This is a genomic window from Methylibium sp. (assembly GCF_035762065.1).
Classification (GTDB): domain Bacteria; phylum Pseudomonadota; class Gammaproteobacteria; order Burkholderiales; family Burkholderiaceae_C; genus Methylibium.
Genome location: NZ_DASTPW010000037.1, coordinates 1 through 25540, shown reverse-complemented (window position 1 = coordinate 25540; position 25540 = coordinate 1). Strand labels below are relative to the sequence as shown.

Genomic DNA, 25540 nt, shown 5'->3' with positions numbered 1-25540 from the left:
TGCACAAGTGAGTGACCGGGTCCTGGCGCGCAAGTACCGCCCGCGCAGTTTCGACGGCATGGTGGGCCAGGAGCACGTGGTGCAGGCGCTCGCCAATGCGCTCGGCACGCAGCGGCTGCACCACGCCTACCTGTTCACCGGCACGCGCGGCGTCGGCAAGACGACGGTCTCGCGCATCCTCGCCAAGTGCTTGAACTGCGTGGGTGCCGACGGCCGCGGCGGCATCACCGCCCAGCCCTGCGGCGCCTGCCCGTCGTGCCGCGAGATCGATGCCGGCCGCTTCCCTGACTACACCGAGCTCGACGCGGCGAGCAACCGCGGCGTCGAGGAGGTCTCGCAGCTGCTGGAGCAGGCCGTCTACAAGCCGGTGGTCGGGCGCTTCAAGGTCTTCATGATCGACGAAGTGCACATGCTCACCGGCCATGCCTTCAACGCGATGTTGAAGACGCTCGAGGAGCCGCCCGAGTACCTGAAGTTCGTGCTGGCGACGACCGATCCGCAGAAGCTGCCGGCCACGGTGCTGTCGCGCTGTCTGCAATTCAACCTGCGGCCGATGGCGCCGGAGACCATCGTCGCGCACCTCGGCCATGTGCTGAACGAGGAGCGCATCGAAGCCGAGCCGGCGGCGCTGAAACTGATCGCGCGCGCCGCTCACGGCTCGATGCGTGATGCCCAGTCGCTCGCCGACCAGGCCATCGCCTACGGAGCTGGCGCGCTTCGCGAAGCCGAGGTGCGGCAGATGCTCGGCAGCGTCGGCCGCGCGAGCGTGTTCGCCTTGCTCGACGCGCTGGCGGCGAGCGACGGGGCCGGGCTGGTCGCGATCGTCGATGCGCTGCGCGAGCAGGGCGCTTCGGCCGAGGGCACGCTCGAAGAGATGGCGGTCGTGCTGCAGGAGTTGGCGGTCGCTCAGCAGCTTGCGGACACGATCGACGATGGCGACCCCGAGGCCGCGGCGCTTGCGGAAAGAGTCGAGCTGCTGCCCGCCGACGAGCTGCAGCTGCTCTACAGCCTGGCGCTTCACGGCCGCGCCGAGCTCGCGCTGGCGCCCGACGAGTACGGTGGCCTGACGATGCTGCTGCTGCGCATGCTCGCGTTCCGGCCCACGTCGGCTGCACCGGCGAAGCCGAAGGCCGCGCCGCTGGTGCGCAGCACGAAGTCGGCGAGCACCGCGGTCGCGGCGAAAGCGGCCGAGCCGGCGCCGCCGCAACACGCGGCACGCCCGGTCGTCGTCGAGAAGAAGGCCGCCGAGCCGGCAGCGCCCGCCGATGCCGGCGAGCCCGGCGTGCCGCCGTGGATGGAAGACATTCCGTACGAGGACGAGCCGGCGCCGCGGCTCGCCGCACCGCAGCCTGCCGTGCCGGCCGCGACCGCGGCTGCATCACCCGCAAGCTTCGAGCCCACGCCCGCCGGCGACCGCTGGGCCGCGCTGGTGCGCGAGCTGGTCGCCGCCGAGACGATCACGGCCTTGCCGCGCGCGCTGGCGCTGCAGGCGCAATGCCTGTCGCTCGACGACGACGAGCACCGCGTCGTGCTGCGCACCGACAGCGACAGCCTGCGCCAGAGCGCGCACCTGCAGAAGCTCCAGGCGGCGCTCGCCGCAAAACTCGGCCACCCGGTCGAGATCGAGATGCGCGCCGGCCCGGTGAGCGACAGCGTCGCGCTGCGCGACGCCGCCGAACGCACGCGCCGGCAAAGCGAAGCGCAACAGGCGATCGACAACGACCCGCTGGTGATCCAGCTCACCGCCCGCTATCCCGGCGCACGCATCGTGCCGGGTTCGGTGCGGCCCCTTTGATTTCGCAGGAGCCTTGCCATGATGAAGAACCAACTCGCCGGCCTGATGAAGCAGGCGCAGGCGATGCAGGACAACCTCAAGCGCGCGCAGGACGAACTCGCCCTGCTCGAAGTGAGCGGCGAGGCCGGCGCCGGGCTTGTCAAGGTCACGATGACCGCCAAGCACGACGTCAAGCGCGTCTCCATCGACCCGAGCCTGCTCGCCGACGACAAGGACATGCTCGAGGACCTGGTCGCCGCGGCCTTCAACGACGCGGTGCGCAAGGCTGCGGCGCTCAGCGAGGAAAAGATGGGCAAGCTGACCGCCGGCATGCCGCTGCCTCCGGGGATGAAGTTCCCGTTCTGATCGAGCCGGCGTGGCCTCGTCGCCCGACGCGCTGACCCTGCTGATCGACGCGCTGCGCCGCCTGCCCGGCGTCGGCGTGAAGTCGGCGCAGCGCATGGCCTTCCACCTGCTGCAGCACGACCGCGACGGCGCGCTCGGCCTCGCGCAGGCCCTCGGCGATGCGGTGCGCAGCGTGCGGCACTGCGCGCGCTGCCACACCTTCACCGAGGCCGAGGTCTGCGCGACCTGCCTGGACCCGGCCCGCGAGCGGCGCCAGCTCTGCGTCGTCGAGACGCCGGCCGACCAGGCGGCGATCGAGCGCAGCGGCAGCTACCGCGGCCTGTACTTCGTGCTGATGGGGCGCCTGAGTCCGCTCGACGGCATCGGCGTGGGCGACATCGGGCTGCCGCAGCTCATCGCGCGGGTGGATCGCGTCGACGAGGCGAGCGAGCGGCGCGAGGTCGAGGAGATCATCGCCGCGACGAGCTTCACCGCCGAAGGCGAAGCGACCGCGTACGCGATCGCGAAGGCCTTCGAAGGCTCCGGCGTCAAGGTCACGCGGCTCGCGCGCGGCGTGCCGGTCGGCAGCGAGCTCGAGTACGTGGATCTCGGCACGATCGCGCATGCGCTGAGCGATCGCCGGTGACCGCAGGCGCGGATCGTCTCGTTCAACCCGAAAGGTCGCTTCGATGTTCTTTCTGCTGCTCTGTGTCTTCATCGCCGCGGTGATGCCGGTGGTCTGCGCCGGCATCGCCAAGGGCGGGGCGATGGGCAAGCCGCGCCGCGAAGGCGGCTTCGACAACGCCGCGCCGCGCGACTGGCTCGCGAAGCAGACGGGCTACCGCGCCCGCGCCAACGCCGCGCAGCAGAACTGCTTCGAGGCGCTGCCCTTCTTCGTCGGCGCCATCGCGATCGCGCTGGCGCTGAACGTGCCCCACGAGACGCTCGCACTGCTGGCGGCGTTGTGGGTGGCGCTGCGCACGGCCTATGTCGCGGCCTACCTGGCGAACGTCGCGAACCTTCGATCGGTGATCTGGATCTGCGCGCTGATCGTCAACGCGGTGATCCTGTTCCTGCCGTTGCGCTGAGGCGGCCGCCTCAGCGGGTCCTGCTCGCCTTCGGCTTGGCGACCGCGGCCGACCTGCCGTTGCGGCTGGCTGCGGACTTGGCCGCGGTCCGTGCCTTCTTCGATGCGGCCTTGGCCGGCAGGTAGACCACCACCGCCTGCCCGGCGGCGAACTTGGCGCCCGCCGACACCTTGTTCCAGCTCGCGACGCTCGCCGCGCTGAGCTTGTAGCGGGCCGCGATCGAGGCGACGCTGTCACCCTTGCGCGCCTTGACGGAGGCACGGCGGGTCTTCGGACCGTCGGCGACGAGGTGCATCGTCGCGCCGTCGGCGACGCGCTCGGAGACGTCGCCGTGCCGCTCGGCATGGCGCGGCACCAGCAGGGTCGAGCCGGCGCGGATCAGCATGCGCGGCGGGATGCGGTTGACCTCGCGCAGCGTCGCCTCGCTCATGCCGGCCTGCTTGGCGGCTTCGGCGGGACGCATCGTCTTCGGCACCGTCCAAGCGGTCCAGCTCGCGAGCGTGCCGCGGTGCTTGGGCAGCGCCTGCATGAAGGCGGTCGCGTTGTCGTAGGGCAGCAGCACCTGCGGCGTGCCGGCCGCAAGGATCACCGGCTTGTTCAACGAAGGGTTCAGCGCGTGGAACTCGGCCATCGGCAGGCCGGCGAGGCGGGCGACCAGCGCCGAGTCGATGTCGCGCTGGATCGGCACGCTCAGGAAGTACGGGTGGTTCTCGAGCGGCGCGAGCTCGAGCCCGAAGTCCTGCGGCCGCGCGACGAGGTTCTTCACCGCCTGCAGCTTCGGCACGTAGTTGCGCGTCTCGGCCGGCATCGAGAGGCTCAGATAGTCGCCCGCGCGACCGGCCTTCTGGTTCTTCGCGATCGCGCGCCCGACGCTGCCTTCGCCCCAGTTGTAGGCAGCCAGCGCGAGCTGCCAGTCGCCGAACATGCCGTGCAGCTTCTGCAGGTAGTCGAGCGCGGCGCGGGTCGAGGCGAGCACGTCGCGGCGGTCGTCGCGAAAGATGTTCTGCGTCAGCTCGTAGTGCTTGCCCGTCGAGGGGATGAACTGCCACATGCCCGAGGCCTTCGCGCTCGACATCGCCTGCGGATTGAACGCGCTCTCGATGAAGGGCAGCAGCGCGAGTTCGGTCGGCATGCCGCGGCGTTCGATCTCCTCGACGATGTGGAACAGGTAGCGGCTCGAACGCTCGGTCATGCGCGCGACGTAGTCGGGGCGGCTCGCGTACCACCGCTCCTGCGCACGCACGAGGTCGGTGTCGAGGTCGCCCATCGCGAAGCCGCGGCGGATGCGCTCCCACAGGTCGCGATCGGCAGGCTTGACGTCCAGGTCGACCGGCTCCTCCGGTCGCACCGGGTCGGTCGGCGTGCCGGCCGCGGCCGCCGGATCCGCCGGCTCGGGCGGCGGCGGCGCGGGCGCGGGCTTGGGCGCTTCGACCGGAGGAGGCGTGCTCGCCGTCGGCGCCGGCAGGTTCGCGGTGGCGACGGTGGCTTCGGGTGGCGCGGCGGTCGGCGCGACCGCGCAGGCCGACAGCAGCGCCGCCAGCAGCAGCGCCGCGGCCGTCGCGCGCTTCAGCGGAACTCGTTCTTCCATTGGCGCAAGGCTCCGAAGACATCCGGCGCGGCTTCGCTCGCGGCGCCGTGGGCGCATGCGGCGCGACGGACCTCGGGCACGCCGGTGCGCAGGAAGGGGTTGATGCGGCGCTCCTGCGCGAGCGTGCTGGGCAGCGTCGGCCGGCCGACGCGGCGCAGGTCCTCGCACAGGCCGACGTAGGCGGCGACGTCGGCGTTGCCCGGCTCGACAGCTTGCGCGAAACGCAGGTTCGACAGCGTGTACTCGTGCGCGCAGCACACGCGGGTGTCGCCGGGCAAGTCCATCAGGCGCGACAACGACGCGTGCATCTGCGCGGCGGTGCCTTCAAACAGGCGGCCGCAGCCGGCGCTGAACAGCGTGTCGCCGCAGAACAGGAGCGGCGCATGGCCGCTGCCGGGCTCCGGCCGCGCGAAGTACGCGATGTGGCCCGCGGTGTGGCCGGGCACGTCGATCACTTCGAAGCTCAGGCCGAGCAGCCGCACGCGGTCGCCGTGCGCCAGTGGCGTGTAGGGCTCGGGGATGCGCTCGCGCGCCGGGCCGACCACCGCGCCGTGCAGGCGCGGCCGCAGCGCATCGATGCCACCGGTGTGATCGGCGTGATGGTGCGTCACTACAATCGCCGCGAGCCGCAGGGAGCGCTCTTCGAGCGCATGCTCCACCGCAGCGGCTTCCCCCGGATCGACGACCAAGGCCTCGCGGCCGTCGTGCAGCATCCAGATGTAGTTGTCGCTGAAGGCGGGAAGGGCGATCAGTTCCATGGCGCAAACGTCGTCGAGTATAGGTAGCGGCCCCGGCCTGACCGAGTGGCTGACGAGCCCGCCGGGTCGTTACCTGCTCGAGTGGGAACAGGCCCGCATCGATGCGCACGTCGCCGACGTCTTCGGCTTCCACGCGCTGCAGCTCGGCCTGCCGCAACTCGATGCGCTGCGGGCCAACCGCATGCCGCATCGCTGGCTCGCCTGCGCGCCCGGCTCGCTCGAAGGACTGGCGCCCACGGGGCTCGAAGGCGGCGCCGACGAAGGCCCGGCAAGCCAGCCGCCCGGCGAGGTCTCGAGCCAGTTCGGCCCGCTCGCGAGCCCCGGCTCGGTGGGCCCGCTGCAGTGCGACTTCGATGCGCTGCCGTTTCCGAATCACAGCCTCGACCTCGTGGTGCTGCCGCACACGCTCGAGCTCGCGGTCGATGCGCACCACACGTTGCGCGAGGTCGATCGCGTGCTGGTGCCCGAGGGCCGCGTCGTGATCCTCGGCTTCAACCCGCACAGCCTCTGGGGCCTGCGCCAATGGGGCGGGCGCTGGGGCCGGCGCTTCGGTGGCTCGAAGGCGCCGTTCCTGCCGCCGGCCGGCGAGCTGATCGCGTTGCGGCGGCTGCGCGACTGGCTGCGGCTGCTGTCCTTCGAGGTCGAGCGCGGCGGCTTCGGCTGCTACCGGCCGCCGCTCGCATCGAAGCCCTGGCTCGATCGCTTTGGCTGGATGGAAAAGGCCGGCGACCGCTGGTGGCCGATGTTCGGCGCCGTCTACGCGGTCAGCGCGGTCAAGCGGGTGCGCGGCATGCGCGTGATCGCCGCGGCCGCCTCGAAGCGCACGCGCAAGGCGCGCAGCCCGGCACCGGCGGTGGCGAGCCACACGCATCGGGCCGGCGGCGATGCGAGCGCCCGGTGGATCGAGCGCTGGCGCCGCCTCGCCGAGGAGCAGGCTTGAACGCGCCGGCCGGCACCGACGCAGCGACCCGCCCGCGCATCGCCCGCCCCGTCGTCACGATCTACACCGACGGCGCCTGCAAGGGCAACCCCGGGCCGGGCGGCTGGGGCGCCTGGCTTTCGAGCGCCGGCCACGAGAAGGAACTTTTCGGCGGCGAAGCCTCCACCACCAACAACCGGATGGAGCTCACCGCGGTGATCGAGGCACTGGCCTCGCTGAAGCGCAGTTGCGACATCACGCTCCACACCGACAGCGAATACGTGCGCAAGGGCATCACCGAATGGATCCACGGCTGGAAGCAGCGCGGCTGGAAGACGGCCGACAAGAAGCCGGTGAAGAATGCCGAGCTCTGGCAGCGGCTCGAAGCGCTGGCCGCGTTGCACCGCGTCGATTGGCGCTGGGTCAAGGGCCATGCCGGTGATCCGGGCAACGAGCGCGCCGACGCGCTGGCCAACCGCGGCTGCGCCGGGCGCTGAAGGGGGCATGCGATCGCGTTGCCGCGCGAGCCCGATGAACCCACGATGACGAACTCGAAGCGCTTGACCTGGAGCCTCGCGGCGATCGGCCTGATCGTTGTCTCGCTGCTTGGCTGGTGGTGGCAGCACCGCGAGCCGGCGGGCAAGACCGACGTCACCGCCGGGAACGCCCGCGCCTCGACCGCCGCGGCGCCGGGCGGCCCGGTGCCGGTCGAGGTGGCGCGTGCCGAAGCGCGCGACCTGAGCGACGACGCGATCGCCGTCGGCAGCCTGCGTGCGCGCCAGGGCGTGACGGTGCGGCCCGAGGTCGGCGGGCGCATCGTCAAGCTCGGTTTCGCCGACGGCCAGACGGTCCGGCGCGGCCAGCTGCTGGTGCAGATGGACGATGCGCTCGTGCAGGCGCAGCTTGCGCAGGCGCAGGCGCAGCGCGACATCGCGCGCACCACGCTCGAGCGCAACCAGGAACTCGTCGCCCAGAACTTCGTGACGCAGAGCGTCGTCGATCAGGCGCAGGCGAACCTGAAGGTGGCCGAGGCCCAGGTCGCGCTGGCACGCGCGACCGCCGAGCGGCTGCGCATCGTCGCGCCCTTCGACGGCCAGGCCGGCATCCGTGCGGTCAACGTCGGCGACGTCGTCAAGGACGGCGCCGACATCGTGAGCCTCACCGACGCCTCCAGCGTCTACGTCGACTTCAGCCTCCCCGAGCGCTACGCGCCACGCCTGAAGCTGCGCCAGCCGGTCGAGGTGAGCTTCGACGCGCTGCCGCGCCAGCACTTCACCGCGCTGGTCGAAGCGCTCGAGCCGCAGGTCAGTGCCGACGGCCGCGCGATCCTCGCGCGAGGGCGCATCGCGAACGAAGCCGGCCTGCTGCGCCCGGGCATGTTCGCGCGCGTGCGCGTCGTGCTGAGCGAACGGCCCGGGGCGATCCTGGTGCCCGAGGAAGCGATCGTGCCGTTCGCCGGCAAGGAGCTGCTGGTGAAGGTGATCGACGGCCCGAACGGGCCGCGCTCGCAGCGCGTCGAGGTCAAGACGGGGTTGCGGCGCGACGGGCGCGTGGAACTCGTCGGCGCGCCGATCGCGGCCGGCGACCGCGTCGTCACCGCGGGCCACGGCCGGCTGGTGCGCGCCGATGGGCTGCCGCTGCAGTTGGTCGAGCTGGCGCGCGCCGCGCCGGCCGCGCCCGGCTCCGCGCCGGCCAGCGCGCCGCGCGGCGCGGCCGCGCAGAAGGCCGCGCACGCCGAGCCTGCGCCGATCGCCGGCTGAGCACCGTGCAGCTCGCCGAAACCTCGATCCGCCGCCCCGTCTTCGCGACGGTGCTGTCGCTGCTGCTGGTGCTGGTCGGCCTTGTCTCGTACACGCGGCTGCAGTTGCGCGAGTACCCGCAGATCGACGAGCCGGTCGTCACCGTCAACACGACGCTGGTCGGCGCCTCGTCCGAGGTGATCGAGTCGCAGGTCACCAAGCCGCTCGAAGACTCGATCGCCGGCATCGACGGCGTCGATCTGCTGACCTCGATCTCGCGTGCCGAACAGAGCCAGATCACGGTGCGCTTCCGCCTGTCGAAGGACCCCGACACCGCCGCGGCCGAAGTGCGCGACCGTGCCGCGCGTGCGCGCGGCCGGCTGCCCGAAACGGTGGACGAGCCGATCATCACCAAGGTCGAGGCCGATGCCTCCCCGACGATCTGGCTCACCTTCAGCAGCGATTCGATGTCGCCGCTGGCGATGACCGAGCTGATCACCCGCATCGTCAAGCCGCGCCTCCAGACGGTGCCCGGCGTCGCCGACGTGCAGATCCGCGGCGACCGCATCTATTCGATGCGCGTGTGGCTCGACGCCGACCGGCTCGCCGCGCACCGCCTGACCGTGCAGGACGTCGAGGACGCGATCCGCAAGCAGAACCTCGAGGTGCCGGCCGGCCGCATCGAGAGCCAGCAGCGCGAGTTCACCGTCACCGCGCGCACCGACCTCGCCCGCCCCGAGGAATTCGGCCAGATCGCGCTGAAGCAGGCGAGCGCGGGCCACACCGTCCGGCTTCGCGACGTGGCGCGCATCGAGGAAGCGCCCGCCGACGAGCGCAGCAGCGTGCGCTTCAACGGCCGGCCGGCCATGTCCACCGGCGTCGTGCGCAACGCGACCGCGAACCCGCTCGAGCTGGCCGCCGGCGTGCGCGCGCTGCTGCCGCAGCTGCAGCAGGAGCTGCCGCCCGGCGTGCAGGTGCAGGTGGCGAACGACAACACGCTGTTCATCGACCGCTCGATCCAGTCGGTCTACCGCACGATCGCCGAGGCGGTGGTGCTGGTCGCGCTGGTGGTGTTCGTCTTCCTGCGCACGTTCCGCGCGTCGATCATCCCGCTGGTCACGATCCCCGTCAGCCTGATCGGCAGCTTCGCGCTCATCGCGCTGGCCGGCTTCAGCGTCAACACGCTGACGCTGCTCGCGCTGGTGCTGGCGATCGGTCTCGTGGTCGACGACGCGATCGTCGTGCTGGAGAACATCTACCGCCACATCGAGGAGGGCATGGAGCCCTTCCAGGCGGCGATCAAGGGCGTGCGCGAGATCGGCTTCGCGGTGGTCGCGATGACGTTGACGCTGGCCGCGGTGTTCGCGCCGATCGCCTTCACGCCCGGGCGCACCGGGCGGCTGTTCGCCGAGTTCGCGCTCACGCTGGCCGGCGCGGTGGTGGTCTCCGGCTTCGTCGCGCTGACGCTCAGCCCGATGATGTGCAGCCAGCTGCTGCGCCACAAGCCCGCACCGAGCCGCTTCGACCGCGTGATGGAAAGCGGCCTCGACGCGATCACCCGCGGCTACGGCCGCGCGCTCGCGTGGTCGCTCGCGCACCGCTGGGTCGTGGTGCTGGCGATGGCCGCGTCCGCCGGCGCCGCCGCCTGGCTGTTCCTGGCGATGAAGAGCGAGCTGTCGCCGATCGAGGACCGCGGCGTGATCTTCACCAGCGTCAGCGCACCCGACGGCGCGACGCTCGCCTACACCTCGCGCTACCTCGCCGAGATCGAAAACATCGTCACCGCCGATCCGGACATCGACCGCACCTTCGTCATCGCCGGCACCCCCACCGTGGCGCAGGGCATCGCGGTGATGCGCACGCGCGACTGGTCCGAGCGCGAGCGCAGCACGCCCTCGATCACCGCCGAGTGGATCCCGCGCTTCGGCGCGCTGCCGGGCATCAACGCCTTCCCGGTGACGCCGCCCTCGCTCGGCGGCGGCTTCCGCGAGCGGCCGATCAACTTCGTGCTGCTCACCTCCGAGAGCTACGAGGACCTGTTCCGCGTCACCCAGCAGATGCTCGGCGAGATGGCCAAGAACCCGGGCTTCGTGCAGCCCGACGTCGACCTGCGGCTGAACAAGCCGGAGATCTTCATCACCGTGGACCGCGAGCGCGCGGCCGATGCCGGCGTGTCGGTCGATGCGGTCGCGCGCACGATCGAGACCATGCTCGGCGGTCGCAACGTCACCCGCTACAAGCGCGACGCCGAGCAGTACGACGTGATCGTGCAGACGGTGCCGAGCGGCCGCTCGACGCCCGACGACATCGAGAGGCTCTACGTGCGCGGCAAGCCGGACGCGGCCGGCAACGCCGCGATGATCCCGCTGTCGGCGCTGGTGAAGATCGAGCCCAGCGTCGCGCCGCGCGAGCTGAACCACCTGAACCAGCGCCGCTCGGTGTCGATCACCGCGAACCTCGCGCCGAACTACACGCTCGGCGAGGCGCTGGCCTTCATGGACGAGGCCGCCGAGCGGGTGCTGCCGGCCGGCTACAGCACCGAGCTCAACGGCATCTCGCGCGAGTTCCGCGCCTCAAGCGGCGCGCTCGGCGCGGTGTTCGTGCTGGCGCTGCTGTTCATCTTCCTGGTGCTGGCCGCGCAGTTCGAAAGCTTCATCGATCCCTTCGTGATCCTGCTGGCGGTGCCGCTGTCGATGGTCGGCGCGCTGCTCGCTCTGCGGCTTGCGGGCGGCACGCTGAACGTGTATTCGCAGATCGGCCTGATTACGCTGGTGGGGCTGATCACCAAGCACGGCATCCTGATCGTCGAGTTCTCTAACCAGCTGCGCAACGCCGGGCGCAGCACGATCGACGCGGTGATCGAAGCGGCCACGCTGCGCCTGCGACCGATCCTGATGACCACCGGTGCGATGGTGCTCGGCGCGGTGCCGCTCGCAATCGCCTCCGGCGCCGGCGCTGAAAGCCGGCAGCAGATCGGCTGGGTCATCGTCGGCGGCATGACGGTCGGCACGCTGCTGACGATCTTCGTCGTGCCGACGGTCTACACGCTGTTCGCGCGCAAGAGCGCGCCGGGTCCGAACGAGACGCCGGCCCGTACCGACCTGGCCGGCGCCGGCAAACCGCTCTGACCGTCGAGCTTGCGATCCTGCGGGGATCCTCGTAGAGTCGTGTCGTGCTCGAACACGACGTCATCCAGTCGCTCGCCGCGCTGGCCCATCCGGTCCGCCTGAAGGTGTTCCGCGCGCTCGTGGTGTCCGGTCCGCGGGGGCTGACGCCCGGCGTCATGCAGGAGGGGCTGGGCATCCCCGCGACGACGTTGTCGTTCCACTTGAAGGAGCTGGCCGTCGCCGGCCTCGCGAGCGTGGAGCGGTCGAGCCGCACGCTCGTCTACCGAGCCGCCTACGAGCGCATGAACGCGCTGCTCGGCTACCTCACCGAGAACTGCTGCCAGGGCGCGTCGTGCGACGCGAGCCGGGCCGCGTCTTGCAAACCCCAAGCCTCGCAAGGAGCGTCATGAAGCGATTCCACGTCCACGCGCACGTCGAAGACCTGCCCGCCAGCATCCGCTTCTATTCGAAGCTCTTCGCCGCCGAGCCGACGCGCGTCGAGCGCGACTATGCCAAGTGGATGCTCGACGACCCCCGCGTCAACTTCGCGATCTCCACCCGCGGCGGCAAGCCCGGCGTCGATCACCTCGGCATCCAGACCGACACCGAAGGCGAACTTGCCGAGCTGAAGGACCGCGCCCGCGCCGCCGACATGGCGCTGCTCGACGAAGGCGAGGCGAGCTGTTGCTACGCCCGCAGCGACAAGTACTGGCTGACCGACCCGCAGGGCATCGCCTGGGAGCAGTTCCGCACGCTCGGCGACATCCCCGTGTACGGCGAGAAGCCGGCGGTCGAAACGACGGCCTCGGCCTGCTGCGCGCAGCCGGCGCCGCAAGGCAAGCCGGTCGGCATCGTGGTGAAGCCGTCCTCGTCCTGCTGCTGAGGGGCGATCCATGAGCGAAGCCACGAGCCGCAACGTGCTGTTCATCTGCACCGGCAACACCGCGCGGTCGATCCTTGCCGAGGGCCTGACGAACCACCTGGCTCGCGGCCGCTTCAAGGCCTATTCCGCCGGCAGCCAGCCGAAGGGGGTGGTCAACCCGTTCGCCCTGCAGACGCTCGCCACCTGGCACATGCCCATCGACGGCTTTCGCAGCAAGAGTTGGGACGAGTTCGCCGCACCGGGCGCGCCGGTGATGGACTTCGTGTTCACGGTCTGCGACAACGCGGCCGGCGAGGTCTGCCCCTTCTGGCCGGGCCAGCCCATGACGGCGCACTGGGGCGTCGCGGATCCGGCGGCTGTCGAGGGCAGCGACGAAGTGAAGGCGCAGGCGTTCCTCGATGCGGCCCTGACGCTCAAGCGCCGCATCGAACTGATGCTGGCCCTGCCGCTGGCCTCGCTCGACAAGCACCGCATCGAGCGCGAGCTCAGAGAAATCGGCAAGCGCTGACACGGCGGGGGTGGGCGAGATGCTCCGCAGGCTGTTGGCCGAAGGCCTCGGCACGCTCCTGCTGCTGGCGGTGGTGATCGGCTCGGGCGTGATGGCCGAACGCCTGGCCGGCGGCAACGTCGCGATCGCCTTGCTGGCCAACACGCTCGCCACGGTCGGCGGCTTGGTGGTGCTGATCGAAGTGTTCGCGCCGGTGAGCGGGGCGCACTTCAACCCGGTGGTGTCCCTGGTGATGGCCGCGCGCGGCACGCTGCCCGCGCGCTGCCTCGGCCCCTACGTCGCCGCGCAGCTGATCGGCGCGGCGCTCGGCGCCTGGCTGGTCCATGCGATGTTCGACATGAGCCTGTTCCAGTGGTCCGGCAAGCCGCGTGGCGGCGCCGGGCAGTGGCTCGCGGAGGTCGTCGCGACCTTCGGGCTGCTGCTGGTGATCCTCCGTGTGCCGCCGGCCAAGGCGCCGGCGATGGTCGCGGCCTGGATCGGCGCGGCCTACTGGTTCACCGCCTCGACGTCGTTCGCGAACCCGGCCGCGGCCTTCGGCCGCATGTTCAGCGACAGCTTCGCCGGCATCGCGCCGGCCAGCGTGCCGGGCTTCGTCGCCGCACAGTGCGTCGGCGCGGCGCTCGCGATGCTCGTCGACCGGGCCTTCGGGCTCGCGCCGCGCGCGAGCGTCGCCGAGCCGGCGGCGGCTGCCGTCAATCGAGCGGCTCGACCTTCGCCTTCGTGATCGCGCCGTCCGAGCGGCCTTTCAGGTAGGCATACAGCGCATCGATGTGCTGCGCGACCGCAGGGTTCTGGCCGAAGCTCGGCATGCCCTTGTCGAGCCGGCCGTTGTTGATCACGGCGGCGAAGTCGGCCTTGCTCAACGTTTTCAGGCTGGCGATCAGCGAAGGCCCGACCATGCCTTCCTGGTTGGCGCCGTGGCAGCGGTCGCAGGCGCCGTTGCGCCAGGCACGGAAGCCTTCCATCGTGAAGGCGTCGACACGGGTGCCGCCGACGACCTTGTAGGGCTTGCCGTCGGGATTGTTCGGTTGCGGCAGCTTCTTCTCGCCCGCGCCGCTCGGATCGGCGGCCTTCTTCACGTCGCGGATGCAGACGCTGCGCGCCGGCTCCTGCTGGCTCTCGCAGTACTTCATGTCTTCGGCGGCGTCGGCGCGGGCGGCGAGCGGCGTCGCCGCGAGCAGGGCGCTCGCGAGTGCAGCCGCAGGTGCGGACCATCGGTACAGCAGCATCGGTCTCTCCTGATCTCTTCGGGGCAGCGCGGGGGTATCGGCCGGGCCGACCACGCCGCACGGGCAAGAGGGATGCGCAGGCGCGCCGCAAGTGCCGTGGCCCGGGCGGCGCTTCAGCGCCGTGTCAGGCGAGCGGGTTCAGTCGCCCGGCGTGCACTCGGCGCAGATCTCCTGCTTGTCGAGAGCGCGCTTCGCATCGCGCAAGGCGGTGCGCAGGCCCTCTTCGATCACCGGGTGGTAGAAGGGCTGGGACAAGGCACCGTCGACCGTGATGCCTTGTCCGATGCTCCAGGCGAGCAGATGCCCGAGGTGCTCGGCCGCGGGCCCGATCATCTCGGCGCCGAGCACCCGCCGCGTCGCGAGGCAGGCGTAGACGTGCAGTGCGCCCTGGTTGCGCAGCATCACGCGGCTGCGGCCTTGGTTCTCGAAGCTCACGCGGCCGAGCACGAAGCGCGTGCGCGCTGCAAGCAGCGCCCGGTGGCTCTGCCCGGCGATCATCAATTGCGGCTCGCTGAACACCACCGCGAGCGGCGTGCGCCGCGGATGCGGCAGCACCTGCGGGAAGCGCCCGGCGTTGTCGCCGGCGATGTGGCCTTCGTCGGCGGCCTCGTGCAGAAGCGGCCGTTCGTTCGCGACGTCGCCAGCGATGAACAGATGCGTCTCGCCGATGCGGCCGGTGGCCGGATCGTGCTCGGGCACGCCACGCTTGCCGAACGCGATGCCGAGCGGCGCGGCGAGCGCTTCGAGCCCGAACCCGTCGATGTTCGGCCGGCGGCCGGTCGCGCAAAGCAGCCGGTCGAAGCGTTCGGTGCGCGTCGCCGCCGGCGTGCGCCAGGTGAGTTCGACGCCGCCGTCGTCGCTGCGGCCGAGCGACAGCATCTCGGCCTCGCCTTCGATCGGCAGCGCGGCAGCGAAGATCTGCGCGCTCGAGGCGGCGAGTGCCGGATCGGTGAGCGGGCCGACCTGCGCTGCGCGCGCGAACAGCCGCACCCGCACCCCGAGGCGATGCAGCGCAAGCGCGAGCTCGAGCCCGATCACGCCGGCGCCGGCCACCGCGACGGAGCGCGGCAGCTCGGCCCAGTCGAACACGTCGTCGTTGACGATCAGCCGGTCGCCCAGCGCCTCGCGCCAGCCGGGCGGGATGTCGGGCCGCGAGCCGGTCGCGATCACGATGCGGTCGGCCCGGACGCGGCGCGTTCCGGCGTCGCTCTCGATGTCCAGCGTGTGCGCATCGACGAAGCGTGCCCGGCCGCGCCAGAGGTGCTCGGGCTCGAGCGCGTGCATGTCTTCGAGCACGAAGCCGACGAAACGGTCGCGTTCGCTGCGCACGCGCTGCATGACGCGCGCGCCGTCGATGCTCACGCCGGCCACGTCGATGCCGAAGGGCGCCGCGTGCCGCGCGGCATGCGCGGCCTCGGCGGCGGCGATCAGCAGCTTGCTGGGCATGCAGCCGACGCGCGCGCAGGTGGTGCCCCAGGGGCCCGGGTCGATCAGCCGCGCCTTCGGCGTGTGCAGGCGCGCCGCGCGCAGCGCGCTCAGGCCGGCCGAACCGGCGCCGAGGATGGCGACATCGAGTCGTTCGGTGGTCATCGCATCGGCTCCTGCTGAGGTGCGCGTCGGCCGGCGCCGCCGCGGTGCGCCTTCCACCGCCGCCGTCAGTGCGGCTTGCCGGGCGGCTTGGTCACGCCGGCCGCCAGATCCTTGCCACCGATGCCGGCGAACAGCTTGGCCGCGCGGACCTTCAACTCCAGCAGCTCGCTCGGGCTCACCGAGTACTTGCCGGTGAACACGTCGATCTCGACGCGGAACTCGACGTCCTTGCCGGCGTTGGAGAGCGTGCCGCTGGTGAAGTCGTAGTCGGGCAGGTCGCAGGGCCGGCCGCGCTTGGCGAGGTCGTAGTTCTCGTACTGCAGGTTGCGGACCTCGCCGCTCGCCAGGTCGAGCAGGCCGGTCGCACGGATGACTTCGTCTTCGAGTTCGTCGAAGACCTTGATCGGCACTTGAAGATCCACGGGCCTTCTCCGTCGTGATCGAGCAGCTGAGCGGGGCGCGGATTCTGCACCGGCCGACGAGCGGGCCGCGGCTCAGACCAGCGCGTCGAACGGGATCACGTCGACATGCCCGCCGCGCTCGACCGAGCCCTGCGCGTGATGCAGCACGACCAGCCCGTTGGCGACGCTCATGCTGCGCAGGATGCCGGAGCCCTGGGCACCGGTGAGTGCCACGTCCCAGTCGCCGTCGCTCGCGCGGGTGACCACGCCGCGCTGGTACTCGGTGCGGCCGGGCTTCTTGCGGACGGCCTCGGTCGCGCGCGCGCGCAGCAGCGGCAGCGGCAGCGGCGTGGCGCCGGCCATCGCGAGCAGCGCGTCACGCACGAAGGCATAGAAGGTGACCATCACCGCGACCGGGTTGCCGGGCAGGCCGAACAGCACCGCCGAGTTCGCGCCGGAGGCGCCAGCCTCGACGCGGCCGAAGGCCATCGGCCGGCCCGGGCGCATCGCGATGCGCCAGAAGGCCACGTCGCCGAGCCTGGCCATCACCTGCTTGGTGTGGTCGGCCTCGCCGACGCTGACGCCCCCGGAGGTGAGGACCGCATCGGCGCATTCGCAGGCGCTGCGGAACGCCGCCTCGAGCGCGGCGGGGTCGTCGCGCACCACGCCCATGTCGATCGGCTCGACGCCCAGGCGCGTGAGCATCGCGTGGATCGTGTAGCGGTTGCTGTCGTAGACGCAGCCGGGCTCGAGCGGCTCGCCGATCGAGCGCAGCTCGTCGCCGGTGGAGAAGAACGCGACCCGCAGCCGGCGGCGTACCGCGAGCTCCGCCTGGCCGAGCGAGGCGACGAGGCCGATGTCCGCCGGCTTCAGCACGCGGCCCGCCGCGAGCGCGACTTCGCCGCGCGCGAGGTCTTCGCCGCGGCGACGGCGGTTGTCGCCGGTCGCGACGACGCCCGCCGGCACGGTGACGGCATCGCCTTGCGCCTGCGCGAACTCCTGCGGCAGCACCGTGTCGAGCCCCGCCGGCATCACCGCGCCGGTCATGATGCGCACGCAGCTGCCGGACGGCGGCGCGGCACTCGCCGCGCCGCCGGCGAACGCGGTGGCGCCGGCGAGGCGCAGCGTGGTCGGCGCGCCGGCGGCGAGATCGGATCCGCGCAGCGCGTAGCCGTCCATCGCCGAGTTGTCGTGCGCGGGCACGTCGATGGGCGAGACGACGTCGGCGGCGAGCACCCGCCCGAGCGCGCTGCGCAACGCGAGCTTCTCGACCGCCTCGACGCGCGGCACGAAACGGGCGATGAACTCGCGCGCCTGCTCGACCGACAGCGCGTTCGGGTCGTAGCCGGCGATGCACGAGGCGATCGCTTCGACGCTGGAGCCTGGCTTCGCGCTCATGCTCAGATGCGCATGAACATCTGCGCCTTGTCGAAGTAGCGCTCGCCGCGCGCGTCCACCAGCCGCACCGCACGCGGCAGCAGGCCGTAGCGCTCGAAGCCGGAACGTTCGTAGAGACGCACCACGCGATCGCTCGACGCGGTGACGCTCAGGACGATCAGCTCGAGCCCGCGCGCCAGGCGCGCCTCGTCGATGCACTTCGCGACCAATGCGCGGCCGACGCCGCGGTGCGAGTAGGTCGGCAGCACCATCAGGCCGATCAGCGTGCTGATGTGGCGCGTCTTCGGGCGCGTTTCGCGCTCGAGCCCGACCGAGCCGACCAGCCGCTCGCCGCTGACCTCCGGCACGAAGGCGCCCAGTAGGAAGCTGCCGCCGAGCGGGTCGTTCAGGCCGAGGCGGCCGAGGTAACTCTCGGGCGTGCGCAGCCGCTGGCTTTCGTGGTCGGAGGTGAAGGCCTCGGGGTGCAGGCGCAGCGCCTCGTCGCGCAGGTTCTTGTAGGCGCCGAGATCGGCGGGTTGAAGTCGGCGAACGGCGAACTCAGGCATCGCGCAACTCCAGTTGCTGCAGTTCGGCGAGGGTGTTCGCGTTCGCGAACGCCGTGGCATCGGCGAAGTCCACGGTGACCGTGCGGTGCTGCGCGGTCCAGCGGTCGATCTTGCGGCCGCCGTCGCGCATGAACACGACCAGGCTTTCGAGCAGCGCGGTGCTCAGCAGGCAGAACACCGGCTGCGTCGCCGGGCCGCCGGCCTCGTGCGTGCGGGCCATCGCGATCTCGGCGTCGTTCGCGCACGCCGCATGCGCGAGCCGCGCGACCAGGTCTTCGGGAAAGGCCGGCACGTCGCAGGGCACGGTCGCGAGCCAGGGCGTCTCGGCGCGTTCGAGCCCGACGAGGAAGCCCGCCAGCGGCCCGGCGAAAGCCTCGCCCGCATCGGGCCACACCGGCGCGCCGAAGCTTTCGTAGGCCGCGAGGTTGCGGTTCGCGTTCACCATCGTCGCGCCGACCTGCGGCGCCAGCCGCAGCAGCGCATGCAGGGCGAGCGGCAGGCCGCGGTAGGGCTGCAGGCCCTTGTCGACGCCGCCCATGCGGCTGCCGCGGCCACCGGCGAGGACGAGTCCGGTGATGTCGGATGCCGCAAGCATGCTCAGCCGCCGATGTAGCTCATCTCGAGCTTGGCGCGCGGCGCGTCGGGCACGGCGCCGCGCAGTTCGGAGTAGCGATCGGCGCGCTGCGACCACACCGCGCCGATCGCCGCAGCGATCTGGGCGTCGTCGATCGCCGGGTCGCGCAGCAGCGCGCGCAGGTCATGGCCCTGGTTCGCGAACAGGCACAGGTAGAGCTTGCCTTCGGTCGAGAGCCGCGCACGGTTGCAATCGCCGCAGAAGGCTTGGGTCACGCTCGAGATGACGCCGATCTCGCCGGCGCCGTCGGCGTAAGCCCAGCGCCCGGCCGTCTCGCCGGGCGCGGTGGGGTCGAGTGCGCGCAACGGGAACGCCGCGTCGATGCGTTCGAGCAGCCGCGCCGAGGGCAGCACCTCGTCCATGCGCCAGCCGTTCGTCGCGCCGACGTCCATGAACTCGATGAAGCGCAGCACCACGCGGTGCGCGAAGTGCTCGCGGAAGTGGCGCGCCATCGGCAGCACCTGCCCGTCGTTGACGCCGCGGCGCACGACCATGTTGACCTTGATCGGCGCGAGCCCCGCGGCCAGCGCCGCCTCGATGCCGCGCATCACCTCGGCCACCGGGAAATCGACGTCGTTCATGCGGCGGAACACCGCGTCGTCGAGCGCATCGAGGCTCACCGTGACGCGATCGAGCCCGGCGTCCTTCAGCAGCTGCGCCTTGCGCGCGAGCAGCGAGCCGTTGGTGGTGAGCGTCAGGTCGAGCTTGTCGCCCGTGGGCGTGCGCAGTTGCGCGAGCTGCGCGATCAGGATCTCGAGGTTCTTGCGCAGCAGCGGCTCGCCGCCGGTGATGCGCAGCTTCTTCACGCCGTGCAGCGCGAACAGGCCGGCGAGCCGGGTGATCTCCTCGAAGCTCAGCAGCTCGGCATGCGGCAGGAACGCGTGCTCCTTGTCGAACACTTCCTTGGGCATGCAGTAGCTGCAGCGGAAGTTGCAGCGGTCGGTGACCGAGATGCGCAGGTCGCGCAGCGGCCGGCCGCGGCGGTCGAGCACCTGGCCGTCGGGCCGCTCGGCGCGGGGCGGGATCGGCATGGGCCGTGCCGCGCGCCGGTGATCGACCAGCGCGACGACAGGAATGCTCCGTTCGGCCATGGCCGCGATTGTGACGCCGGGTGGCGAGAGCCGGGCTCCCGCAGGGCCGCCCGCAGGCCCGCCCGCAGGCCCGGGCGAGCCGTCGCTCAGTAGACGATGCTCGCGTCGGGGGCCGGGGGCGCCGACACCGGCGGCGCGGCAGCCGTCGCCGCCGTCGGCTTCGCGGGCGCCTCCGGCGTCAGGGCCGCCTGCGCGGGCGCCGCCTCGCGCGGCGCGGGCGTCGCGCCGACGACCGCCCGGCGCGCGCCGTTGAAGCGCTTGCTCCAGTAGGCGACGCGCATGTCCTCCACCCGCACCTGGCCGCCGGCGCGCGGCGCGTGGATGAACTTGCCGTCGCCCACGTAGATGCCGACGTGCGAGAACGCGCTTCGCAGCGTGTTGAAGAAGACCAGGTCGCCGGGCGCGAGCTGGTCGCGCTTGACCGGCTCGAGCGCCTTGGCCTTGGCCTGCTCGTTCGCGCGGCGCGGCAGCACGAGGCCAATGCTGGCCTCGAAGACGTGGCGGGTGAAGCCGCTGCAGTCGAAACCCTCGTCGGCGCTGTCGCCGCCGCGGCGGTAGCGCACACCCAGGAAGTTCATCGCCGACAGCACCAGCTCCGAAGTCCAGTCGGCCGCATGGGCCGCGCCGTCGCGCACCTGCTGCACCAGCGAGGGTTCGGTGGCGGCGCCGGCGATCAGGCCGCGCTCGCCGAGGAACTGGGCGATGCGGTCGCCAGCCGGCGCCGCGGTGGCCGTGGCCTTGCTGGCGTCCTGCTTGTTCGGGGGCGCCGCCTTGGCCGGCTCGGGCGCCGCGTGAGCCGCCGCGCCGGCCAGCGCCACCGCGAGCGTCACCGCCCACGCGCAGCGCTGCCTCGTCCTGGGGGTTGACAAAGCGGACTGGCGGCACATGGGCGCGGACCATATCGGCGGCGCCCCGGCCGGTCAAGCGGGCGCAGCGCCCCTTCACCGAAGCGCCGCGGTGCTCGCATCATTCGTCACGGCGCGGCGTCCTGCCGCAGCCGACGTGAACAGGACCGGCCATGAACTACGACGCCTTCTACCGCCGCTCGATCGACGAGCCGGAAGCCTTCTGGTCCGAACAGGCCCGGCGCATCGACTGGCACACGCCGCCGGTGCAGGTGCTCGACGACTCGAAGCCGCCCTTCACCCGCTGGTTCGTCGGCGGCACGACCAACCTGTGCCACAACGCGGTCGATCGCCACGCCGCGTCGAGGCCCGAGGCGAACGCGCTGATCTGGGTCTCGACGGAGGTCGATCGGGAGCGCGTCTACAGCTACGCCGAGCTGAGCCGCGAAGTGCAGGCGATGGCCGCCATCCTGCTCGGCCTCGGCGTCCGGCAGGGCGACCGCGTGCTGCTGTACCTGCCGATGATTCCCGAGGCGGTGTTCGCGATGCTCGCCTGTGCGCGCATCGGCGCGATCCACTGCGTGGTGTTCGGCGGCTTCGCGAGCGGCAGCCTCGCGAGCCGCATCGACGACGCCGAGCCCGCGGTGATCGTCAGCGCCGACGCCGGCAGCCGCGCCGGCAAGCTCACGCCCTACAAGAACCTCCTCGACGAGGCGATCCGGCTCGCGAAGCACAAGCCGCGGAAGGTGCTGCTGGTCGATCGCGGCCTGAGCCCGATGGCACGCACGCAATGGGTCGAAGGCCGCGACGTCGACTACGCCGCCGAACGCGCGCGCCACCTCGGCGCCGCCGTGCCCTGCGCCTGGGTCGAGTCCACGCATCCGAGCTACACGCTCTACACCAGCGGCACCACCGGCCGCCCCAAGGGCGTGCAGCGCGACACCGGCGGCTACGCGGTCGCGCTGGCCGCGAGCATGGAGCACGTCTTCCTCGGCAAGGCCGGCGAGACCTATTTCTCCACCAGCGACATCGGCTGGGTCGTCGGCCACAGCTACATCGTCTACGGGCCCTTGATCGCCGGCATGGCGACCATCCTCTACGAGGGCCTGCCGATCCGCCCGGACGCCGCCGTCTGGTGGAGCCTCGTCGAAAAGTACAAGGTCGTCTCGATGTTCAGCGCGCCGACCGCGGTGCGCGTGCTGAGAAAGCAGGATCCGGCGGCGCTCAAGCGCCACGACCTGTCGAGCCTGCGCGCGCTGTTCCTCGCCGGCGAGCCGCTCGACGAGCCGACCGCGCGGTGGATCGCCGACGCGATCGGCCGGCCGGTCGTGGACAACTACTGGCAGACCGAATCCGGCTGGCCGATCCTCACCATCGCCAACGGCGTCGAGCCGCAGCGCTCGAAGTTCGGCAGCCCCGGCGTGCCGATGCCCGGCTTCAAGGTGAAGCTGGTCGACGAATCCACCGGCGAGGAACTGCGCGGCGCGAACCGGAAGGGCGTCGTCGTCATCGAAGGGCCGCTGCCGCCCGGCTTCATGCAGACGGTGTGGCGCGACGACGCGCGCTTCGTCGACACCTACTGGAAGAGCATCCCCGGCAAGCTCGTCTACTCGACCTTCGACTGGGGCATCCGCGACGACGACGGCCACTACTTCATCCTCGGCCGCACCGACGACGTGATCAACGTCGCCGGCCACCGGCTCGGCACGCGCGAGATCGAGGAGAGCATCTCGAGCCATCCAAACATCGCCGAGGTCGCGGTGGTCGGCGTCGCCGACGCGATGAAGGGCCAGGTCGCGATGGCCTTCGCGATCGCGCGGGACGCCGCGGCGCTCGGCGACGCGGCCGCGCGAAGCAAGCTCGAGGGCGAGGTGATGAAGACCGTCGATGCGCAGCTCGGCGCGGTCGCGCGGCCGTCGCGCGTGCTGTTCGTCGCCGCGCTGCCGAAGACGCGCTCCGGCAAGCTGCTGCGCCGCGCGATCCAGGCGGTGGCCGAAGGGCGCGACCCGGGCGACCTGACGACGATCGAGGATCCGGCGGCGCTCGAGCAGCTCGCGGCCGCGGTGCGCCCGCCGCCGGCGTCCTGAACCCGGCGAAGCGGCTGCGCCCACTAGCCGGCCACGGGCTCGGGCAGCTTCGCGACGACCTTGATCTCGAAGCGGAATCCGGACAGCCAGGTCACGCCGATCGCGGTGGCCGTCGGGTGCGGCGCCTCGCCCCAGTAGTCGGCGGCGATGTGCCAGATCTTCTCGAAGCTCGACTCGGGATCGACGACGAAGACGGTCGCGTCGATCACATCGTCGAAGCTGCAGCCGGCCTCCGCGAGGATCGCGTTCAGGTTCTCGAACGCGAGCCGCACCTGCGCCTCGAGATCGGGCTCGGGCGAGCCGTCGGGACGGCTGCCGACCTGGCCCGAGACGAAGAGGAACCCGTTCGACCGGACCGCCGGCGAATAGCGGTGCTTCTCGTAGAGCGCATGGCGGGCAGGCGGGAACACGGCGTCGCGGCGGGGCATGGGCGATCTCCTTGAAGGGCTCGACGACCGAGCCATGCAGGCACTCTAGGAACGCGGCCCGCGCGGATCAACGCGCAAGACGCGCCCACACCGTTCGCGCCGGCCGAACAATCCGCCCCACCCGCTGGAGCCCCTGATGGACCGATTCGATGCGATGCAGGCCTTCGCGCGCGTGGTGGAGGCCGGCAGCTTCACCAAGGCGGCCGAGACGCTGCCGATGAGCAAGGCCACGCTCACGACGCTCGTGCAGCAGCTCGAGGCGCGGCTGCGCGTGAAGCTGCTGCACCGCACGACGCGCCGCGTCAAGGCGACCGACGAAGGCGCCGCCTACTACCGGCGCGTGATCCGGCTGCTGGCCGAGCTGGACGATGCCGAGGGCAGCCTGTCGAGCGCCTCGACCGCGCCGCGCGGCCTGCTGCGGGTGGACGTGCCGAGCCCGCTCGCGCGCCTGCTCATCGTGCCGGCCCTGCCGGCTTTCCACGCCCGCTACCCCGACATCCGCTTCCACATGGGCGTCAGCGACCGTGTGGTGGACCTCATCGGCGAGAACGTCGACTGCGTCGTGCGCGGCGGCGAACTCGCCGATCCCTCGCTGGTCGCGCGCCGTGTCGGCGAGCTGCAGCTCGGCATCTACGCGGCGCCCGGCTACCTCGAACGCGCCGGCACGCCGCGGCATCCGCGAGCTCGAGGAGGCGCAGCACCGCATCGTCGGCTTCCTGTGGGCGCGCACCGGCCGGTCGCTCGCGCAGACGATGCGCCGCGGCGCGGAGAGCCTCACCGTCGAGGGCCGCTACGTGCTGGCCGTCGACGACGGCAACGCCTATCTCGCCGCGGGCCTCGCGGGCCTGGGCGCGCTCTGGCTGCCGCGCTACATGGCCGAGCCGCACGTGGCGCGCGGCGAGCTCGTGCCGCTGTTCGAGGACTGGCGCCTGGCGCCGATGCCGATCCACATCGCTTACACGCCGACGCGCCACGTCAGCGCCAAGCTGCGCGTGTTCGTCGACTGGATGGCCGCGCTGATGGCGCAGCACGGGCCCACGGCCGCGCGGCCGTGAGCCCGCTCTGGCCGGCGGGCAGGCCCGCCGGCTCGCGCCCGGCTACTGCTTCGCGCCTTCGCTCAAGCGCCGGCCCTGCGACACCGCGTACGGCGCCGCCCGCGCCGCGAGCATCGGGTCGGCCGAGGGCTCCACGCCCTTGGGCAGCACCATCGGGTTGAAGTTGATCGTGACGCAGGGGCCGGTGGCGTCGGCCGCGACCGACTTGATCGTCAGCCGTCCCAGCGTCACCTTCTTGCGATCGTCGGGCAGCGGTGTCACTGCGCTGTCGAGCTTGTCGCCGGGCTGGGCGAGCTGCAGGTTGAAGTCGAACGCCACGTTGCCCGCGGCGACGCGCTGGCGCAGGTCGTCGGCCAGGAAGTCGGGGCCCTTCGCCTTGGCCTCCTCGTCGCTCAGGCCCTGGGTGCCGCCGACCGGCTCGAAGATCCACTTGCCGAACTGCTTCCTGCCCGCCGCGTCGACGAAGCCGAAGGCGTGCACGCCCCAGTAGTTGAGCTTCGCGAAGCTCGCCGGCACCGGCTGGCTCGCGAAGTACTTGCCTTGCAGCAGCGTCTCGGGGTTGGCGTCGTTGAAGGCCTTCACCTTCTCGGGGTTCGGCTTCTTGGTTTCGGGGTCCGGCGCGATGGCCTCGAGCCGCGCGAGCATCTGCTCCGGCGTCGCCGCGCCAAACACCGGCGCCGAGATGTTGCCCATCAGCCAGCTTTCGCCGGGCAGGTCGAACTGCAGCGCCATGTTGCGCTGGCTCTTCGCGTTGTCGGGTGCCTTCGGGTTGCCGCCGCCGACCGAGAAGCGCACGAGCACCGGCACCGGCTTGCCGCTGAAGGCGGACGCGGTGGACAAGGCGCGCGCCTCGGCGCTGCCGACGAATTCGCCGGCGGCGCACACGCCCTTGGCGCCGGAGCGCCGGTAGCCGTCGAACTTGCCGCCGGCGCGCTCGAAGCTGTCGATCATGCGGACGGGGTCCACCTGCGCGCTGGCGGGCGCGGCCAGCGAGGCGAGGGCGGCGGCCACGGCCGCGAACGCGCGACCGGGCTGGGCGAGGTTGTTTTTCATCGGTGCATCTGCTCGGAGTGGAGGGGTGTCGCAGTGCTGCTGCGACGCGCGTTCGGTCGCGCCGGTGCGCCGCGGCCTTACACGGGCTTTCCCCAGCCACCATCGCCTGCGTGACGCCGGCACGCAGGCGCACGCGGTTCGTCCTTGCACGGAACGATGCCGCGCCGTCGAAGGCGCTCAGCGCACGAGCCCGCGCCCGGCCGGCTGCGCGCCCAGCGGCTCGGCGATCTCCTCCAGCGGCTTGCGCTCCGCGTCGATAGCGTGGCGCCACGCGATCGCGGCGGCCACGATCACCAGCGCCGCACCGACCGCGTAGCCGGCGAAGACGTTGGCGCGTTCGCCGGTCTCGATCAGCGCGCCGAACAGCGCCGGCGCCGCGAAGCCGCCGGCGCCCGTGCCCACCGCGTAGAAGATGGAGATCGCCAGCGCGCGCATCTCCAGCGGGAACACCTCGCTGACCGTCAGGTAGGCCGAG

25 protein-coding genes and 2 pseudogenes are annotated in these 25540 nt (G+C 71.7%); 14 read left to right on the top strand and 13 right to left on the bottom strand.

Annotated elements, in window-relative coordinates:
- Nucleotides 1–7 precede the first annotated feature (7 nt).
- Genes dnaX through VFR90_RS10025 form a run of 4 tightly spaced genes read left to right on the top strand, consistent with a single transcriptional unit; the run spans nucleotide 8 to nucleotide 3207 of the window.
- The gene (dnaX, locus tag VFR90_RS10040) at nucleotides 8–1795 is read left to right on the top strand and encodes a DNA polymerase III subunit gamma/tau (RefSeq protein WP_326405988.1); all 1788 of its coding nucleotides are present in this window, start codon (nucleotides 8–10) and stop codon (nucleotides 1793–1795) included.
- A gap of 18 nt (nucleotides 1796–1813) precedes the next feature.
- Nucleotides 1814–2140: a YbaB/EbfC family nucleoid-associated protein gene (locus VFR90_RS10035; protein ID WP_326405987.1), complete on the top strand. Its 327-nt coding sequence runs from the start codon at nucleotides 1814–1816 to the stop codon at nucleotides 2138–2140.
- Between the two features lie 10 nt (nucleotides 2141–2150).
- Nucleotides 2151–2765, top strand: a complete 615-nt coding sequence (gene recR / locus VFR90_RS10030) for a recombination mediator RecR (RefSeq protein ID WP_326405986.1) — start codon at nucleotides 2151–2153, stop codon at nucleotides 2763–2765.
- 43 nt (nucleotides 2766–2808) lie between these two features.
- On the top strand, nucleotides 2809–3207 hold the full coding sequence (locus VFR90_RS10025; RefSeq protein ID WP_326405985.1) for an MAPEG family protein: 399 nt from the start codon (nucleotides 2809–2811) through the stop codon (nucleotides 3205–3207).
- A 10-nt stretch (nucleotides 3208–3217) separates the two neighbouring features.
- Here VFR90_RS10025 and VFR90_RS10020 read toward each other — a convergent pair whose 3' ends face one another.
- Both VFR90_RS10020 and gloB read right to left on the bottom strand, forming a co-directional pair.
- Nucleotides 3218–4795: a transglycosylase SLT domain-containing protein gene (locus VFR90_RS10020; RefSeq protein ID WP_326405984.1), complete on the bottom strand. Its 1578-nt coding sequence runs from the start codon at nucleotides 4793–4795 to the stop codon at nucleotides 3218–3220.
- The gene (gene gloB / locus VFR90_RS10015; protein ID WP_326405983.1) at nucleotides 4774–5553 is read right to left on the bottom strand and encodes a hydroxyacylglutathione hydrolase; all 780 of its coding nucleotides are present in this window, start codon (nucleotides 5551–5553) and stop codon (nucleotides 4774–4776) included. Before gloB ends, VFR90_RS10020 begins: the two co-directional genes overlap by 22 nt.
- Here gloB and VFR90_RS10010 point away from each other — a divergent pair.
- From VFR90_RS10010 to VFR90_RS09975, 8 genes are read left to right on the top strand one after another with little or no spacing between them, the layout of a single operon-like run.
- Nucleotides 5552–6493 carry a class I SAM-dependent methyltransferase gene (locus VFR90_RS10010; protein WP_326405982.1) on the top strand — a complete coding sequence of 314 codons (942 nt, stop codon included), beginning with the start codon at nucleotides 5552–5554 and terminating at the stop codon, nucleotides 6491–6493. The genes gloB and VFR90_RS10010 overlap by 2 nt on opposite strands.
- The gene (rnhA, locus tag VFR90_RS10005) at nucleotides 6490–6969 is read left to right on the top strand and encodes a ribonuclease HI (RefSeq protein ID WP_326405981.1); all 480 of its coding nucleotides are present in this window, start codon (nucleotides 6490–6492) and stop codon (nucleotides 6967–6969) included. The genes VFR90_RS10010 and rnhA overlap by 4 nt, the downstream gene beginning before the upstream one ends.
- A gap of 45 nt (nucleotides 6970–7014) precedes the next feature.
- Nucleotides 7015–8232: an efflux RND transporter periplasmic adaptor subunit gene (locus tag VFR90_RS10000; protein ID WP_326405980.1), complete on the top strand. Its 1218-nt coding sequence runs from the start codon at nucleotides 7015–7017 to the stop codon at nucleotides 8230–8232.
- A gap of 5 nt (nucleotides 8233–8237) precedes the next feature.
- On the top strand, nucleotides 8238–11339 hold the full coding sequence (locus tag VFR90_RS09995) for an efflux RND transporter permease subunit (RefSeq protein ID WP_326405979.1): 3102 nt from the start codon (nucleotides 8238–8240) through the stop codon (nucleotides 11337–11339).
- Between the two features lie 44 nt (nucleotides 11340–11383).
- The gene (locus tag VFR90_RS09990; protein WP_326405978.1) at nucleotides 11384–11728 is read left to right on the top strand and encodes an ArsR/SmtB family transcription factor; all 345 of its coding nucleotides are present in this window, start codon (nucleotides 11384–11386) and stop codon (nucleotides 11726–11728) included.
- Nucleotides 11725–12201, top strand: a complete 477-nt coding sequence (locus tag VFR90_RS09985) for an ArsI/CadI family heavy metal resistance metalloenzyme (protein ID WP_326405977.1) — start codon at nucleotides 11725–11727, stop codon at nucleotides 12199–12201. The genes VFR90_RS09990 and VFR90_RS09985 overlap by 4 nt, the downstream gene beginning before the upstream one ends.
- A 10-nt stretch (nucleotides 12202–12211) precedes the next feature.
- Nucleotides 12212–12709 carry an arsenate reductase ArsC gene (locus VFR90_RS09980; protein ID WP_326405976.1) on the top strand — a complete coding sequence of 166 codons (498 nt, stop codon included), beginning with the start codon at nucleotides 12212–12214 and terminating at the stop codon, nucleotides 12707–12709.
- 10 nt (nucleotides 12710–12719) lie between these two features.
- Entirely contained in the window at nucleotides 12720–13433 is a 714-nt protein-coding gene (locus tag VFR90_RS09975; RefSeq protein ID WP_326405975.1) for an aquaporin, read from the top strand.
- On the opposite strand, the gene VFR90_RS09970 is transcribed toward VFR90_RS09975, so the two are convergent.
- The 8 genes from VFR90_RS09970 to VFR90_RS09935 form a co-directional block, all read right to left on the bottom strand.
- A complete protein-coding gene (locus VFR90_RS09970) occupies nucleotides 13402–13938 on the bottom strand; it encodes a c-type cytochrome (RefSeq protein ID WP_326405974.1) in 537 nt (178 codons plus the stop codon). The genes VFR90_RS09975 and VFR90_RS09970 overlap by 32 nt on opposite strands.
- A 138-nt stretch (nucleotides 13939–14076) precedes the next feature.
- On the bottom strand, nucleotides 14077–15528 hold the full coding sequence (locus VFR90_RS09965) for a dihydrolipoyl dehydrogenase (protein WP_326405973.1): 1452 nt from the start codon (nucleotides 15526–15528) through the stop codon (nucleotides 14077–14079).
- 65 nt (nucleotides 15529–15593) lie between these two features.
- Nucleotides 15594–15950 carry a hypothetical protein gene (locus tag VFR90_RS09960; RefSeq protein WP_326405972.1) on the bottom strand — a complete coding sequence of 119 codons (357 nt, stop codon included), beginning with the start codon at nucleotides 15948–15950 and terminating at the stop codon, nucleotides 15594–15596.
- A 72-nt stretch (nucleotides 15951–16022) separates the two neighbouring features.
- A complete protein-coding gene (moeA, locus tag VFR90_RS09955) occupies nucleotides 16023–17327 on the bottom strand; it encodes a molybdopterin molybdotransferase MoeA (protein WP_326405971.1) in 1305 nt (434 codons plus the stop codon).
- 2 nt (nucleotides 17328–17329) lie between these two features.
- On the bottom strand, nucleotides 17330–17872 hold the full coding sequence (locus VFR90_RS09950; RefSeq protein ID WP_326405970.1) for a GNAT family N-acetyltransferase: 543 nt from the start codon (nucleotides 17870–17872) through the stop codon (nucleotides 17330–17332).
- Entirely contained in the window at nucleotides 17865–18467 is a 603-nt protein-coding gene (gene mobA, locus VFR90_RS09945) for a molybdenum cofactor guanylyltransferase MobA (RefSeq protein ID WP_326405969.1), read from the bottom strand. Before mobA ends, VFR90_RS09950 begins: the two co-directional genes overlap by 8 nt.
- Nucleotides 18468–18469: 2 nt before the next feature.
- Nucleotides 18470–19597 carry a GTP 3',8-cyclase MoaA gene (moaA, locus tag VFR90_RS09940; RefSeq protein WP_326405968.1) on the bottom strand — a complete coding sequence of 376 codons (1128 nt, stop codon included), beginning with the start codon at nucleotides 19595–19597 and terminating at the stop codon, nucleotides 18470–18472.
- A gap of 86 nt (nucleotides 19598–19683) precedes the next feature.
- Nucleotides 19684–20427 (bottom strand): C40 family peptidase, encoded by a 744-nt coding sequence (locus VFR90_RS09935; RefSeq protein WP_326405967.1) that lies wholly within the window; start codon nucleotides 20425–20427, stop codon nucleotides 19684–19686.
- A 188-nt stretch (nucleotides 20428–20615) separates the two neighbouring features.
- Between VFR90_RS09935 and VFR90_RS09930 the strand changes: the two genes are divergently transcribed.
- Nucleotides 20616–22529 carry a propionate--CoA ligase gene (locus tag VFR90_RS09930; protein WP_326405966.1) on the top strand — a complete coding sequence of 638 codons (1914 nt, stop codon included), beginning with the start codon at nucleotides 20616–20618 and terminating at the stop codon, nucleotides 22527–22529.
- A gap of 23 nt (nucleotides 22530–22552) precedes the next feature.
- Here VFR90_RS09930 and VFR90_RS09925 read toward each other — a convergent pair whose 3' ends face one another.
- The gene (locus VFR90_RS09925) at nucleotides 22553–22957 is read right to left on the bottom strand and encodes a RidA family protein (RefSeq protein WP_326405965.1); all 405 of its coding nucleotides are present in this window, start codon (nucleotides 22955–22957) and stop codon (nucleotides 22553–22555) included.
- A 136-nt stretch (nucleotides 22958–23093) separates the two neighbouring features.
- Between VFR90_RS09925 and VFR90_RS09920 the strand changes: the two are divergent.
- Nucleotides 23094–24012: pseudogene (locus VFR90_RS09920) on the top strand (LysR family transcriptional regulator).
- 42 nt (nucleotides 24013–24054) lie between these two features.
- Here VFR90_RS09920 and VFR90_RS09915 read toward each other — a convergent pair.
- Together VFR90_RS09915 and VFR90_RS09910 are read right to left on the bottom strand one after the other, a co-directional pair.
- Nucleotides 24055–25065: a catalase family peroxidase gene (locus VFR90_RS09915; RefSeq protein WP_326405964.1), complete on the bottom strand. Its 1011-nt coding sequence runs from the start codon at nucleotides 25063–25065 to the stop codon at nucleotides 24055–24057.
- A gap of 177 nt (nucleotides 25066–25242) precedes the next feature.
- A pseudogene (locus tag VFR90_RS09910) lies at nucleotides 25243–25540 on the bottom strand (MFS transporter); the annotation flags it as partial.

What these genes read in the sequence shown, in the direction of transcription:
- VFR90_RS10035 (WP_326405987.1), top strand. Translation starts at nt 1,814, where the DNA reads ATGATGAAGAACCAACTCGCCGGCCTGATGAAGCAGGCGCAGGCGATG.
- VFR90_RS10025 (WP_326405985.1), top strand. Translation starts at nt 2,809, where the DNA reads ATGTTCTTTCTGCTGCTCTGTGTCTTCATCGCCGCGGTGATGCCGGTG.
- VFR90_RS10020 (WP_326405984.1), bottom strand. Translation starts at nt 4,795, where the DNA reads ATGGAAGAACGAGTTCCGCTGAAGCGCGCGACGGCCGCGGCGCTGCTG.
- VFR90_RS10010 (WP_326405982.1), top strand. Translation starts at nt 5,552, where the DNA reads ATGGCGCAAACGTCGTCGAGTATAGGTAGCGGCCCCGGCCTGACCGAG.
- gloB (WP_326405983.1), bottom strand. Translation starts at nt 5,553, where the DNA reads ATGGAACTGATCGCCCTTCCCGCCTTCAGCGACAACTACATCTGGATG.
- VFR90_RS10000 (WP_326405980.1), top strand. Translation starts at nt 7,015, where the DNA reads ATGACGAACTCGAAGCGCTTGACCTGGAGCCTCGCGGCGATCGGCCTG.
- VFR90_RS09985 (WP_326405977.1), top strand. Translation starts at nt 11,725, where the DNA reads ATGAAGCGATTCCACGTCCACGCGCACGTCGAAGACCTGCCCGCCAGC.
- VFR90_RS09980 (WP_326405976.1), top strand. Translation starts at nt 12,212, where the DNA reads ATGAGCGAAGCCACGAGCCGCAACGTGCTGTTCATCTGCACCGGCAAC.
- VFR90_RS09970 (WP_326405974.1), bottom strand. Translation starts at nt 13,938, where the DNA reads ATGCTGCTGTACCGATGGTCCGCACCTGCGGCTGCACTCGCGAGCGCC.
- VFR90_RS09965 (WP_326405973.1), bottom strand. Translation starts at nt 15,528, where the DNA reads ATGACCACCGAACGACTCGATGTCGCCATCCTCGGCGCCGGTTCGGCC.
- moeA (WP_326405971.1), bottom strand. Translation starts at nt 17,327, where the DNA reads ATGAGCGCGAAGCCAGGCTCCAGCGTCGAAGCGATCGCCTCGTGCATC.
- VFR90_RS09950 (WP_326405970.1), bottom strand. Translation starts at nt 17,872, where the DNA reads ATGCCTGAGTTCGCCGTTCGCCGACTTCAACCCGCCGATCTCGGCGCC.
- mobA (WP_326405969.1), bottom strand. Translation starts at nt 18,467, where the DNA reads ATGCTTGCGGCATCCGACATCACCGGACTCGTCCTCGCCGGTGGCCGC.
- moaA (WP_326405968.1), bottom strand. Translation starts at nt 19,597, where the DNA reads ATGGCCGAACGGAGCATTCCTGTCGTCGCGCTGGTCGATCACCGGCGC.
- VFR90_RS09930 (WP_326405966.1), top strand. Translation starts at nt 20,616, where the DNA reads ATGAACTACGACGCCTTCTACCGCCGCTCGATCGACGAGCCGGAAGCC.
- VFR90_RS09925 (WP_326405965.1), bottom strand. Translation starts at nt 22,957, where the DNA reads ATGCCCCGCCGCGACGCCGTGTTCCCGCCTGCCCGCCATGCGCTCTAC.
- VFR90_RS09915 (WP_326405964.1), bottom strand. Translation starts at nt 25,065, where the DNA reads ATGAAAAACAACCTCGCCCAGCCCGGTCGCGCGTTCGCGGCCGTGGCC.